This window comes from Allobosea sp. GW821-FHT12C12, from assembly GCF_058807355.1.
Genome location: NZ_JBXAQP010000002.1, coordinates 21,535 through 34,232, shown reverse-complemented (window position 1 = coordinate 34,232; position 12,698 = coordinate 21,535). Strand labels below are relative to the sequence as shown.

The window sequence follows — 12,698 nt, the reverse complement described above, 5'->3', positions numbered from 1 at the left end:
TGAGTTTCCCTCAAGCTAGACGCAATTTAATCGTTTGTGCCCGCCGGCCGGCAAGGCGAAGCTCTGATGCCGTCTGGAAACGGACCCCAAACCACAGAAGCGCATAAAGCGCGGGGCTTGGCGAGAGCGGCAGGAAACGGCTTGGACGGAAATGGCTCCACCACGTACGCTTTTTGCGAAGATTTGGGATGCGCATCGCATTCGCGCTCTCGATGAGTCGCGCGATCTGATCTTCGTCGATCGGCATATTCTTCAGGAGACCACGAGCACTGCCGCCTTCGACGGGCTGTCCGCCGCGGGACGCAAGGTCCGGCATCCGGAGCTCACGGTCGCCACGCAGGATCACATTGTTTCAACTAAGCCAGGACGCGACGAGGGCACGAACCCCGGGGGCGCCGAATTGATGCGCCTGATGAGGGTCAATGCGACGACCAATCGGATCGCCCATTTTGGGTTGGAAGACCCCCGTCAGGGCATCGTGCATGTCATCGGCCCGGAACTCGGCCTCGTCCTGCCCGGCGCCGTGGTCGCCTGCGGCGACAGCCATACCTCGACGGCCGGAGGGCTCGGGGCGCTCGGCATCGGGGTGGGCACCAGCGAGGTCGAGCACATCCTCGCCACCCAGACGCTTGCGCTGCCGCGCCCGAAGACGCTGCGCATGACCTTCGAGGGCAAGCCGGGCGTGGGCGTGACCGCCAAGGATCTCGTGCTCCATGCGCTCGGCCGTTTCGGGATCGCCGTCGGCGCGGGACACGCCATCGAATATGCCGGTCCCGCAATCCGTGCACTTTCTGTGGAAGCGCGGCTGACCGTCTGCAACATGTCGATCGAATTCGGCGGACGGCTTGGCCTCATCGCCCCCGACGACGCGTCGTTCGCCTATATCGCCGGCAGAGCCTTCGCGCCGAAGGGAACGGAATGGGACGCCGCGCTGGCGGTCTGGCGGACGCTCTACAGCGATGATGGCGCCGTGTTCGATCGCGAACTCAGCGTCGATGCCGTGAGAGCAGCGCCGCAAGTCACCTGGGGCACGACGCAGGAGGACGTGGTCGGCATCGATGAAAGCGTTCCCGACCCGCTCGGCATCGCCGATCCCGACCGGCGTCGCCGCGTCGAGGGGGCTCTGGCCTATATGGGGATAGAGCCCGGTCGCCCCATCGAGGGACTGCCGATCGACGTCGCCTTCATAGGCTCCTGCACGAATGGCAGGCTGTCGGACCTCGAGGCCGCCGCCGAGGTCGTCCGCGGAAAACGCGTCGCCTCGCATGTCCGGGCGCTTGTCGTGCCCGGCTCGTCCTCAGTGAAGCGCGAGGCCGAGGCCAAGGGGCTCGACAGGATCTTCTCCGAGGCCGGGTTCGAGTGGCGCAGCGCCGGCTGCTCGATGTGCGTCAGCATCAACGAGGATATCGTGCCGCCCGGCGCGCGATCGATCGCGACGTCCAACCGGAATTTCGAGAACCGTCAGGGCGCGAGAGCCCGCACGCATCTCGCAAGCCCCGCCATGGCCGCCGCAGCCGCGATCGCCGGCGCCATCGCCGATGTCCGGAAGATGGGCTGATGGGCACGCCCTTCCTCAACTTCTCGGGCATCGCCGCGCCCCTCCCGCTTGAGAACGTCAATACCGACGCGATCATTCCCGCCCCCTATCTGCGCACGACGACCGCGGACCTCGCCGAAGGCCTTTTTGCGCGCTGGCGCTATGACGAGGCGGGGGCCGAGAACCCTGACTTCGTGCTCAACCGCCCGCCATTCAGAACGGCGACATTGATCTTCGCGGGGCCAAATTTCGGCTGTGGCAGCTCGCGCGAGGCGGCGGCCTGGGCGCTGGTGCGCTTCGGCATCCGATGCGTCGCGGCGCCCAGCTTCGCCGACATCTTCTACGAGAACGCGTTCCGAAACGGATTGCTGCCGGCCATCGTCTCGCAGGACGATCTTGCGGTGGCGCTCGGACTGGCCGGTGCACTCGGCGGGGCGAGCTTCGCCGTCGATCTGCCCGCCGGAACGATCAGCGGGCCGGCGGGGCACGTCATGGACTTCCGTATCCCACCCTTCAGGCGCGAGGCGCTGCTGCGCGGCGAGGACGAGATCGAGACGACCTTGCGTCTCGATGCCGACATCGCCCGCTTCACGGCCGCAGACCGCATCGCGCGGCCGTGGATTCATTCGATCGGAGCCTCGCCATGACGCGGATGGCCTTTCGACGGGCGCTCGAGGCTGAAACGCCGCTGGTCCTTCCCCTGGCGCACGACGCGCTCTCGGCGAGGCTGATCCAGCAGGCCGGCTTTCGCGCTTTCACCGTCGGCGGTTCGGCGCTGCTCGCGGCTCGCCACGCCCTGCCCGATATCGGGCTGATCGGCCTGCGCGACATGGTCGAGGGGCTGCGCGATCTGGCGGCGGCGAGCGATCTGCCGTTCCTGGCGGATGCGGATGATGGCTATGGCGACGTCAAATCGGTCGCGAGGCTGGTCAAGGCCTATGAGGAGGTCGGCGTCGGCGGCTTCCTGATCGAGGACCAGGACCGGGACCGCAAGCAGCAGCGCGCCGACCATGGCGGTGCCGTCGTCGATCGCGAGGTGGTCGAGGCAAAGCTGGCGACCGCGCTGTCGGTACGCTCGGATCCAGAGACCTTCGTCATCGGCCGGACCGACGCCTACGGAGCGCTAGGCCTGGACGAGGCGCTATTGCGCGCGGACCGGTTTCTCAATCTTGGTTGCGACGGCATTTTTATCGCCGGCCTGAACAAGCCCGAGGATTTCGAGCGTGTCGGCCGGACGCTGAAGGGCGCGATGCTGTCGGCCGCCATGTTCGAAAGCGGCGGCACGCCCTGGTTCACCCCGGCCGAACTCGCGGCCATGGGTTTCCGCATGATCTCCTATCCGGCGAGCCTGATCTTCCGGGTCACGCGGACGATGGCGGATGCGCTGTCCGCACTCCGATCGACGAGCCTCGGCCAAGGCGTCTTCGAGCCGATGGACGCGCCGGAAGAGGCCAGGAAAATCCTCGACGAAGCGGTCGATCTGCTGCGCTGGCGCGGGATCGAAGCCACCGCGAAACATCCAACCTCCAAGGACAACGCGTGAGCCAGATGAAGCCGGCCCAGCCGACCACCGAGAACAGCAAGCAGTTCGGCAGCGATCCGATCGCGTTGCTCCTGCGCGAGCTGGGATACCCCTATATCGCGCTGACACCCGGCGCGAGCTTCCGTGGCCTGCACGACAGCCTGGTCAATTTCCTCGGCAATACCCGCCCGGAACTGCTGCTCTGCATCCATGAAGAGTGTGCCGTGGCGCTGGCCCATGGCTGGACGCGGGTGACCGGCAAGCCCCTCCCCGTGGCGCTGCACTCCAATGTCGGGCTGATGCACGCGACCATGTCGATCTTCAACGCGTGGTGCGACCGTATTCCGATGGTGCTGATCGGCGCGCAAGGCCCCCTCGACGCGATGTCGCGCCGTCCCTGGGTCGACTGGATCCACACCTCGACCGATCTCGGCGCGCTCATTCGCGGCTACACGAAATGGGACAACCAGCCGGGTTCCGTGCCGGCGGCGCTGGAAGCCATCGTCCGTGCCCACCAGATCGCCACCACCGCGCCCGACGGCCCGACCTATGTCTGTCTCGACGCCGCGCTGCAGGAGGAATTGCTCGACGCACCGGCGGAACTGCCTCCGCTGGCGCGCTACGCAGCGCCTGCTTCGGCCGACCCATCGGAGGACGCGCTGCGGCAGGCGGTGTCCCTGCTCGCCGGTGCCAGGCGCCCGCTTCTGATGATCGGTCGGGTCTCGGCGACGCGCGCCTGCTGGGACCAGCGCGTCGCGCTTGCCGAGAAGCTCGGCGCCCATGTCCTGACCGACATCAAGACGGCGGCGAGCTTTCCGACCGACCATCCGCTCCAGCCGTTCCCGCCGACACTTTATGTGACACCCGAGGCCGGCGGGTTGATCCGCGACGCCGACGTGATCCTGTGCCTCGACTGGATCGATCCGGCCGGCACGATGCGGCAGGCCTCCCAAGGTGCGATGCCGGGCGCCAGGATCATCCAGTGCTCGCTCGACCAATACAGCCACAACGGCTGGAGCATGGACTACCAGGCGCTGCCGCCTGCCGACGTCAACATGCTCGCATCGCCCGACCGGCTGGTCGAATGCCTGCTGCGCGAACTCGGCCCAGCACCGTCGAAGACGCCTGTTTCCGTCGTCGCCGCGCCGTCCGATCCGGGCCCGGACATGATCGAGGGACGCATCTCGGTCGAGGCCATGGCGCGGACCGTCACCGACACGCTCGCGCAGGAAAATCCATCCTATATCCGGCTTCCCCTGGGCTGGCCCGGCTCCTGCTGCCGCTTCAAGGACCCGCTCGACTATGTCGGGTTCGACGGCGGCGGCGGCATCGGCTCGGGGCCGGGCATGGCGGTCGGTGCCGCGCTGGCGCTGCGAGACATAAACAGCGACCGGCTGCCGGTCGCCGTACTCGGCGACGGCGACTATCTGATGGGACTGACGGCGCTATGGACGGCGGTCCACTACCGCGTGCCGCTGCTCGTCCTGGTGGCCAACAACAAGTCCTTCTTTAACGACGAGCTGCACCAGGAACGGATGGCGCGGATGCGGGGACGCCCGGTCGAGAACCGCTCCATCGGCCTGCGCATGGACGATCCTCCGCTCGACCTGGCGAAACTCGCGGAGGGACAAGGAGCCGTGGGCCATGGCCCGGCGGCGACGCCGGACGCCCTCGCCGCGATGATCCGTCAGGCGGTCGCGGATGTCCGCGCCGGCAAGGTCGCCGTGATCGACGTCTCGGTCGCGCCCGAATACGCTCGCGCGACATCGAACGCGATGCTTCGCCAGTCCAGTCCCGGTTCCTGAGAAGCAGCGACGATCATGCCCAGTTCGACAGACAAGACACTTCCCGCACATCGCAGCCTCTTCTATGGCGGCGCTTGGCACGAACCCGTCGCCGGCGGCCGGTTCGAAGTCTGGAACCCTTCGACGGGCGAGTCTCTCGGCCATGCCGCCGAGGGCGGCGCGGCCGACGCGGACCTCGCTGTGCAGGCGGCACGCGCCGCATTTCCCGGATGGCGCGATACGCCGACCAAGGAGCGCGCCCGGATCGTCCGCGAGGCCGCGGCGATCCTGCGCGCCAATGCCGATGAACTCGCCACGCTGGACGCGCTGGACGGCGGCAATCCCTGGCGGGCGATGTATCACGACGTCGACATCAGCGCCGAGTACATGGAGTACTACGCCGGCCTGGTCGTCGAGATGAAGGGTGTGACCATCCCGCTCAAGCCCGGCGTGCTCAACTATACGATGCGCGAGCCGCTGGGCGTGGTGGCGCGGATCGGAGCGTTCAACCATCCGCTGCTCTTCGTCGCCGGCAAATGCGGCGCTCCACTGGCCGCCGGCAACACGATCGTCATCAAGCCGGCCGACCAGACGCCGCTCTCGGCGCTTCGCATCGCCGAGCTCTGGCAGGATGTGTTCCCGCCCGGTGTATTCAACATCGTCACCGGCGGCCGCGACGCGGGCGCGGCGCTCGCCTCCCATCCCGGTGTCGCCAAGATCGGCTTCATCGGCTCGGTTGCCGGCGGGCGCGCGGTCATGCAGGCCGCAAGCGCGACGCTAAAGCAGCTCACGCTGGAGCTCGGCGGCAAGAACGCGCTGATCGCCTGCCCCGATACCGCTCCGGAGGTGATCGGGCGCGCCGTCGTGCGCGGCATGAACTTTCGCTATGTCACCGGCCAGTCCTGCAATTCGACGAGCCGCATCTTCCTGCACGAGGACATCTACGACGCTTGCCTGCCTCACATCGTCGAGGAGGTCTCGAAGATCAGGATCGGCCTGCCGATGGATCGCGCCACCGAAATGGGCTGCCTTTCCAGCAAGCCGCAATTCGACAAGACGATGAGCTATATCGAGCTCGGAAAGCAGGAAGGCGCGCGGCTGCTCTACGGCGGCAAGCGCGTCGCCGACCCGGCGCTGGCCAAGGGATACTTCGTCGAACCGACCGTCTTCGCCGATGTCACGGACGAGATGCGGATCGCGCGAGAGGAAATCTTCGGCCCGGTCGTCTCGCTGCTGAAATGGAGCGACGAGGCCGACATGATCCGGCGCGTCAATCAGCTCGATCTCGGACTGACCGCTTCCATCTGGACGCGCGATCTCGATCGGGCGCATCGTCTCGCCGGAAAGGTGCAGTCCGGCTACGTCTGGGTCAACGACGCCGCCACCCACTACGTCGGCGTCCCGTTCGGCGGCTACAAGCAGTCGGGCATGGGAAGGGAGGAATCGATCGACGAACTTCTGGCCTGCACGCAGATCAAGAATGTCAACGTGACCTTCCGGCACGAGCCCTGACGTCGAGGGCGATACGGCGACCATAAACAAAAAGCCGCTGGCAAGGGCGGCGCTTCAGGGAGATGAGACATGAGGCTTTACCGTCTATCGAGATCGTTTTCGGCCCTGGCCGCCATCGCATTGGCGGTCGGGCTGTCGGCGAATGCATCGGCCCAGCAGATCGCCGTCGGCAATTTCGGCGTGTCGGCGAACGGCATGCCCTTCGCCGTCGCCATGGATAAGGGCTTCTTCAAGGACGAGGGCATCACCGTCACCGGCATCATCACCTCGGCCGGAGGCGGCACCTCGCTGCGCAACATGCTCGCCGGTGGCGTGCCCTATGGCGAGGTCAACCCTGGTGTCGTCGCCGCCGCGATCCAGCAGGGTGCCGATCTGCGCATCATCTCCGACAATGTCCTGACCGTCGCCGAGTTCGTCTGGGCGGTTCGGCTGGATTCGCCGATCAAGTCGCTCGCCGACATCAAGGGCAAGAAGATCGGCTATACCAATCCGCGCTCCACCAGTCAGGCGCTGGCGCAGATGGTCGCCCAGAAGGCGGGCCTGCAGCCGACCGACGTCGAATATGTGCGCACAGGCGGCTTCGGCGAAGGCTATGCGGCGCTCGGCTCCGGCATGATCGACATCGCGCCGATTCCCGAGCCGCTCTGGGCCCAGTACAAGGATAAGCTCCGCGCGATCGCGACCGCCAGCGATATCCTGCCGCCATTGTCCAACGTCGTCGGCGTCACCACGGCCAACATGGCCGCCGAGAAGGGCGACTTCATCAAGGCGGTCATCCGCGCGCGCCGCAAGGCCGTGGCGTTCATGGTCGAGAAACCCGACGAGGCCGGCGACATCGTCGCCAAGCATTACAACCTGACTCCGGACGTCGCCCGGTCGGCGGTCCGCAACCTCGTCGGATCGCGCACCGAAGGTATCGAGTACTGGGGCACCGGCCAGTTCAACATGTCGGGATTGCAGCGGATGCTCGACCTGCAGCGTTCGCTCGGCGCGCTGACGAAGGATGTCGACGCGAAAGACATCGTCGACATGCAGTTCCTCCCGGAAGACATCCGCAAGCCGCGATGAAAATGGACAACAACATCGCGGTGCATGTCAGCCTGCGCGGCGTGACGAAGGTCTTTCGTCGCGCCGGCGCCGAGGACGTCCATGCGCTCGGCCCCATTGATCTCGACCTGCGGCGCGGCGAGTTCTTCGCCGTCGTCGGCCCGTCTGGTTGTGGCAAGTCCACGCTGCTTGAAGTCCTTGCCGGCCTCGCGCCGGTGACGCAGGGCAGCGTCGAGTTCGAGGGCGCCTCTATCAGCGGCCGGATCGCCGACGGTGTCGGCGTCGTCTTCCAGGAGGATGCCAGCTTCCCCTGGCTCAATGTGTACGACAACATCGCCTTCGGGTTGAAACGCACGGGCACGCCGGCCGTCGAGATCGAGACCCGCGTCAGGCGAGCGCTCGACATGATGGGTCTGGCGCGGTTCGCCGACAGCTACCCCGCGCAGCTTTCCGGCGGCATGCGGCAGCGCGTCTGCATCGCCCGGACCCTCGTGCTCCAGCCGCGCCTGATCCTGCTCGACGAACCCTTCGGCGCCCTCGACCAGCAGACGCGCCTCCTGATGGGCGAGGAGTTGCTGCGGCTGTGGCGCGAGACCGGCGCGACGATCTTCCTGATCACGCATGCGCTCGACGAGGCCGCGATGCTGGCCGACCGCATCGGCGTGATGTCTGCACGTCCCGGCCGGCTCCTCGAAATCGTCGAGACCGGCTGGCCGGCCGACCGCGACAGCCGGATCGTCGAGATGCCCGAGTTCGGGCACGTCACGGCCCGGCTCTGGCAGTGGCTGCGGGCTGAATCGATGAAGTCTCTCGGATCGGGCGCGAGATGAAGCCGGTCGTCATCCTGCGACTGGGCGTCATCCTCGCGCTGATCGCGCTGATCGAACTGCTGTGCCGCACCGGCGTGATCGACAACTTCACCATGCCGCCGCCCAGCCGCATCGCCAGCGATCTGGCCACCATCCTCGTCAGCGGAAAATTCAACGGCGCGATCATGCGCACGCTCTCCAATGCGGCGATCGCTTTCGCGCTGGCCGTATCCGTCGGCATCGCGGTGGCCGTCGCCATCCACGCCATGCGGCCGCTGCGCGAAGCCCTCGATCCACTGTTTGCGACCTATTACGCGATCCCCGTGCTGGCGTTCTATCCCTTGCTGATCCTCGTCTTCGGGCTCGGGGACATCCCCAAGATCCTCATCGCCTTCATGCTCGGCGTCATCGCCGTGATCGTGAACACGCTGAACGGCCTCGACAAGGTTCCCCGCGTCCTCTTGAAGACGGCGCGGATCTCCGGACTTCGGCGCTTCGAGACAGCGGTGCGGATCACGCTGCCCTCGGCGGCCCCTTTCGTGCTGACCGGGGTCAAGTTCGCCGTCGCCTATGCGCTGATCGGGATCATCGGTTCCGAGTTCATCATGTCGACCGACGGGATGGGGTTCGAGATCGCCTTCGCCTACAGCAATTTCGACAACGCGACGATGTACCCGCTCATCGTCCTGGTGGTTCTCGTGTCCATCACAGTCAACATGGCCCTGGGCGCCTGGGAGCGGCGGATCCTGATGCGGAGAGGCCTGCGATGACCGGCGACACACCCAGGCTGCGTAGCGCGATCCTGCTGGTCGCGGCACTCCTCGTCGCGTGGCAGCTCGCCTATTGGATCGTCGGCGATCTCGCCTTGCGCCCGCCGCTTGCCACATTCAAGTTCGCCGGCGAACTGATCATGCGCCCGACCTTCTGGCCGCATTTTCTGGAGACCGCCCAGGCCTTCGGCGTGGCGTTGGCGATCGCCGTCGCGTCGGGCCTCTGCATCGGCTTCCTGCTCGGGATGAGCAAGGTCGCCGGGGAGGTGCTGGAGCCGATGCTGGTCGCGCTCTATTCGATTCCGAAGGTCACGCTCTATCCGATCCTCCTCCTCGCCTTCGGCCTCGGCATGCCGGCCAAGATCGCGTTTGGCGCCTTGCACGGCTTCATTCCGATCGCGCTCTTCACGATCAACGCGGTGCGCAACGTCCGACCCATCCTCGTCAAGACGGGACGCGTGATGAAATTCGGCCGCTTCGAGATGATCAGCAGGATCGTCTTTCCAGCGGCGCTGCCGGAGATCTTCACGGGCCTGCGGATCGGCTTCTCGCTGACGATGATCGGAACGGTGTTGGGAGAGATGTTCGCCTCACAACGCGGGCTAGGCTACATAATGATGAACGCCATCGGCCTGCACAACGTCGACGTTATCATGGCGATTACGCTGCTCCTCGTAGTTTTTGCGGCTGTGGTCAGCAGCATACTACTGATGGTCGACAGGCGTCTCCACAGGCGCTTCTAGCGCTCGTGTTCCTCCGAACCTTTGCCGCGAGGCGGTGTAGGCCGAGCCTCAATTAAAATCCGGCGGCTTTACGCCACCGATGATCGAAAAGGCGCGGATATCAGAACTGGAGCTCCACCTCAAACCACACGCTTGTCTTGAGTCTCGCTTCTACAACCAACGACCTCAGCCGGTATGGCGTGATGCGCCACAAGCCGACGTTGGAACGCGGCCGGAAAGCGGACTATGATGGTAGATGGCGATCGTCGCGGCAGGAGCACGGCGGGCGACCTAGCTGCGACCACTCCTGTACACGCCGACATCCCAGCCGCACCCGTCAACCAGCCTCTTATCGGGCAGGCGACGGGTCCCAGCTCATGCACTGCGCATCAACACCTCGCGCAAGCCCAGCAGCGTCTCACACACGGCTTCCAGTTCGCGGACGTCGAACCCATCCCGCAGCTCCGGGATGTGGCTGGCGATAGCGCCGCCGAGAATTCCAGTGAAGGTCGCCCTGCCCTCCGGCGAGACGACGAGGCCATTGGCCTCCTCGAAGGAGGCGTTCCAGGCGATGGCCTCCTCGCGCGGCAATGCCGGCGGCAAGTCGAGTTCGAGCCTGCTGCCGACCAGCTTGACCGGATAGCCGCCGGGCAGGCCGTCCGGGCCGGGCACATGACCCTGCCAGGGTTTGCCTGCCGCCATGGCGAGCAGCATCGGCACGCCGCTCGCGCCCGATATCTCGATCACCGGTTCGGGCGTAAGTTGGATATCGGCGAAGTGGGCGTAGACATCGGCCACTTCGCCATCCAGCCAGACGCGCGGGGCGCGCCCGCCGCGCTCCTCCGGGCGGCGGCGCCAGGCGGCGAGGTTCTGATAATGCGCGAGAACCTTGACCTCGGCGCCGGCAGGCGTCGCGGCCGAGCCGGCGAAGACGTTGGACAGGATCGCGACATTGCCCATGCCGCAGGAGACGTCATGGCCCATCGCACGGATCATGCCGTTGACCACATCGGGGAAGCTGCAATTGACCAGCGTCACCGGCTTGCCGGAGCGCGTGATGGCGGCGGCGACGCGTGCGCTGATCAGCGCCTGAAAGACGGCGGTCGCGCTCAAGCCGCGTTCTGCAACGAGGCGCGTCCAGGCGTTCCCACTCTGGGCGATGACCTGCGAGGTCTGGATCGAGGCGGCCTGCGCGACGATGCGTGGGTCCGCTACCGCGAGCAGCGCGTCCGAGGCGTCCGGCGCGAGCAGGTCGATGGCGTGGGTGGTGAAACGCGCCTTGGCTCCGAAGAGCACGGCGCGGGCATTGGCGGCGGTGCGCAGCCAGTTCAGCCGTTCGAGATTGCGCCCGGCGATGATCACCTCGACCGGCTCGCGGGCGGTCGCGGCGATGTCGAAGGCGATGCGGGCGGCGAAGCCGCCGGTGCCGGAGATCAGGATATCGCAACTCGCCATGTCAGCGCCCCGTTGCGGCCCTGTCCCAGCAATCGTCGAGCCGGGGTGAGAGCTTGTGCTTCATGATGCGCTGGCTCGCCGTGCGCACGAACTCGTCGACGAGCGCGATGTAGCGCGGGTTCTGGTAGGGCGCGAGGCGCTGGCCGAGCCAGCCGGACAGGGCCTGCGGATCGATGATCGCGCCGCGGCGCGGCTTGACGAAGAGCTTGATGTCCTGCTCCCCGATATCGGCGGCCACGCCGATCATCGCGCAATCCTCGATCGCGTCATGCCCAGCCGCGACATGCTCGACCTCCCAGGCCGAAACGTTCTCGCCGCGACAGCGCACGCTGTCGGTCATGCGGCCATGGAAATAGAGGTTACCATCGGCATCGAAGGAGCCGAGATCGCCGGTATGGAGGGCGCCGTTCCGCAAAGCCTTCGCGGTCGCCTCGGCGTTGTCCAGATAGCCGGGGAAGATCGCGCCGGGGATGCTGGTCTCGACGACGATCTCGCCGCGCTCGCCTGCCTCCACCGGAATCCCCTCGCCGTCGAGCAGGCTGACGGTGAACCAGGGCATCGGCTGCCCGACCGAGCCGACCACGCCGCTTGTATTGCAGGTCGTCAGGCTGGAGGCTTCGGTCATGCCATAGCATTCGCGGATATCGACGCCGAACCGATCGCTGAACTGCGGCCAGATGTCGGCCGGGCAACCGCCGCCCCAGGCGATGCGGACGCCATGCTCGCGATCGAACGTGGAAGGCGGCTGCTTCAGCAGGATCTGCAGGATGCCGCCGAGATAGTGGATATGGGTGGCGCCCTCCTCGCGGACCTGCGCCCAGAAGCGGCTGGCGCTGAAGCGCTCGACCATGGCGAGCGTCACGTCGCGGATCATCGGCAGCGGCAAAAGCTGGGCGCCGCCGATATGGTAGAGCGGCTCCCAGACGAAGAAGACCTCGCCGGGCTTCGCATCCGACAGGTAGAGCACGCTTTCGGCCGCCAGCCGCAGCATGCGGTGCGAGACGATCACGCCCTTCGGCCGCCCGGTCGTGCCGGAGGTGTACATGATGGCGAAGACGGCATCCGCAGCCGGTGCCGGCTCGTCGAAGCGCGTGGTTCCGGCGAGCACCGCATCGAGGTCGCCACCGGGCGCATGCAGCAGCACCGGCAAGGCCGAGTCCAGCCCCATCGCCTCGGAGATCTGGGGGGCGAGTTCGGCATCGGCGACGACGAGGCGCGGGCTCGAATGGCTCAGGAGATAGTTCAGCCCCTCGCCGCGCTGCTGGGCATTGACTGGCACCCAGGCGATGCCAGCCCGCGCGAGGCCGAAGACCACGGCGATGGTGGCGATGGAATTGCGCATCATCACCGCGACGCGATCACCCGCGACGATGCCGCGTCCCTGCAAATACGCGGCGAAGGCGGCCGAGCGCCGCTCGATCTCGCCATAGCTCACCGGCTCGCCGCCGAAGCGGGCATAGACGCGGTCCGGCTCAGCGGCGGCGCGCGCGGTCAGAAGGCCAACAAAGCCGTCTTTGTCAGGAGAGGTCATGGTTGCGCT

Annotated in this window: 12 protein-coding genes; 9 read left to right on the top strand and 3 right to left on the bottom strand. The window is 66.5% G+C overall.

Annotation, left to right across the window (positions count from 1 at the left end):
* Positions 1–10 precede the first annotated feature (10 nt).
* Complete coding sequence (locus AC1RRW_RS03075; protein ID WP_492899403.1) at positions 11–316, bottom strand: hypothetical protein; 306 nt, start codon at positions 314–316, stop codon at positions 11–13.
* Between AC1RRW_RS03075 and leuC the strand changes: the two genes are divergently transcribed.
* The 9 genes from leuC to AC1RRW_RS03030 all read left to right on the top strand — a co-directional run bounded on the left by leuC (position 200) and on the right by AC1RRW_RS03030 (position 9,724).
* Positions 200–1,558, top strand: a complete 1,359-nt coding sequence (leuC, locus tag AC1RRW_RS03070; RefSeq protein WP_492899391.1) for a 3-isopropylmalate dehydratase large subunit — start codon at positions 200–202, stop codon at positions 1,556–1,558. The two genes, AC1RRW_RS03075 and leuC, sit on opposite strands and share 117 nt — an antisense overlap.
* Complete coding sequence (gene leuD, locus AC1RRW_RS03065) at positions 1,558–2,184, top strand: 3-isopropylmalate dehydratase small subunit (RefSeq protein ID WP_492899064.1); 627 nt, start codon at positions 1,558–1,560, stop codon at positions 2,182–2,184. The genes leuC and leuD overlap by 1 nt, the downstream gene beginning before the upstream one ends.
* Positions 2,181–3,080 carry an isocitrate lyase/PEP mutase family protein gene (locus tag AC1RRW_RS03060; RefSeq protein ID WP_492899063.1) on the top strand — a complete coding sequence of 300 codons (900 nt, stop codon included), beginning with the start codon at positions 2,181–2,183 and terminating at the stop codon, positions 3,078–3,080. Before leuD ends, AC1RRW_RS03060 begins: the two co-directional genes overlap by 4 nt.
* A gap of 5 nt (positions 3,081–3,085) precedes the next feature.
* Complete coding sequence (locus tag AC1RRW_RS03055; protein WP_492899390.1) at positions 3,086–4,864, top strand: thiamine pyrophosphate-binding protein; 1,779 nt, start codon at positions 3,086–3,088, stop codon at positions 4,862–4,864.
* 15 nt (positions 4,865–4,879) lie between these two features.
* Complete coding sequence (locus AC1RRW_RS03050; RefSeq protein ID WP_492899062.1) at positions 4,880–6,355, top strand: aldehyde dehydrogenase family protein; 1,476 nt, start codon at positions 4,880–4,882, stop codon at positions 6,353–6,355.
* Positions 6,356–6,424: 69 nt separating this feature from the next.
* Positions 6,425–7,423: an ABC transporter substrate-binding protein gene (locus AC1RRW_RS03045; RefSeq protein ID WP_492899061.1), complete on the top strand. Its 999-nt coding sequence runs from the start codon at positions 6,425–6,427 to the stop codon at positions 7,421–7,423.
* The gene (locus AC1RRW_RS03040; protein WP_492899060.1) at positions 7,420–8,232 is read left to right on the top strand and encodes an ABC transporter ATP-binding protein; all 813 of its coding nucleotides are present in this window, start codon (positions 7,420–7,422) and stop codon (positions 8,230–8,232) included. Before AC1RRW_RS03045 ends, AC1RRW_RS03040 begins: the two co-directional genes overlap by 4 nt.
* Positions 8,229–8,981, top strand: coding sequence for an ABC transporter permease (locus AC1RRW_RS03035; protein ID WP_492899059.1), 753 nt, complete (start codon positions 8,229–8,231; stop codon positions 8,979–8,981). Before AC1RRW_RS03040 ends, AC1RRW_RS03035 begins: the two co-directional genes overlap by 4 nt.
* On the top strand, positions 8,978–9,724 hold the full coding sequence (locus tag AC1RRW_RS03030) for an ABC transporter permease (RefSeq protein WP_492899058.1): 747 nt from the start codon (positions 8,978–8,980) through the stop codon (positions 9,722–9,724). The genes AC1RRW_RS03035 and AC1RRW_RS03030 overlap by 4 nt, the downstream gene beginning before the upstream one ends.
* A 354-nt stretch (positions 9,725–10,078) precedes the next feature.
* Here AC1RRW_RS03030 and AC1RRW_RS03025 read toward each other — a convergent pair whose 3' ends face one another.
* The gene (locus AC1RRW_RS03025) at positions 10,079–11,158 is read right to left on the bottom strand and encodes a hypothetical protein (protein WP_492899057.1); all 1,080 of its coding nucleotides are present in this window, start codon (positions 11,156–11,158) and stop codon (positions 10,079–10,081) included.
* Between the two features lies 1 nt (position 11,159).
* Positions 11,160–12,689 (bottom strand): class I adenylate-forming enzyme family protein, encoded by a 1,530-nt coding sequence (locus AC1RRW_RS03020; RefSeq protein WP_492899056.1) that lies wholly within the window; start codon positions 12,687–12,689, stop codon positions 11,160–11,162.
* Positions 12,690–12,698 lie beyond the last annotated feature (9 nt).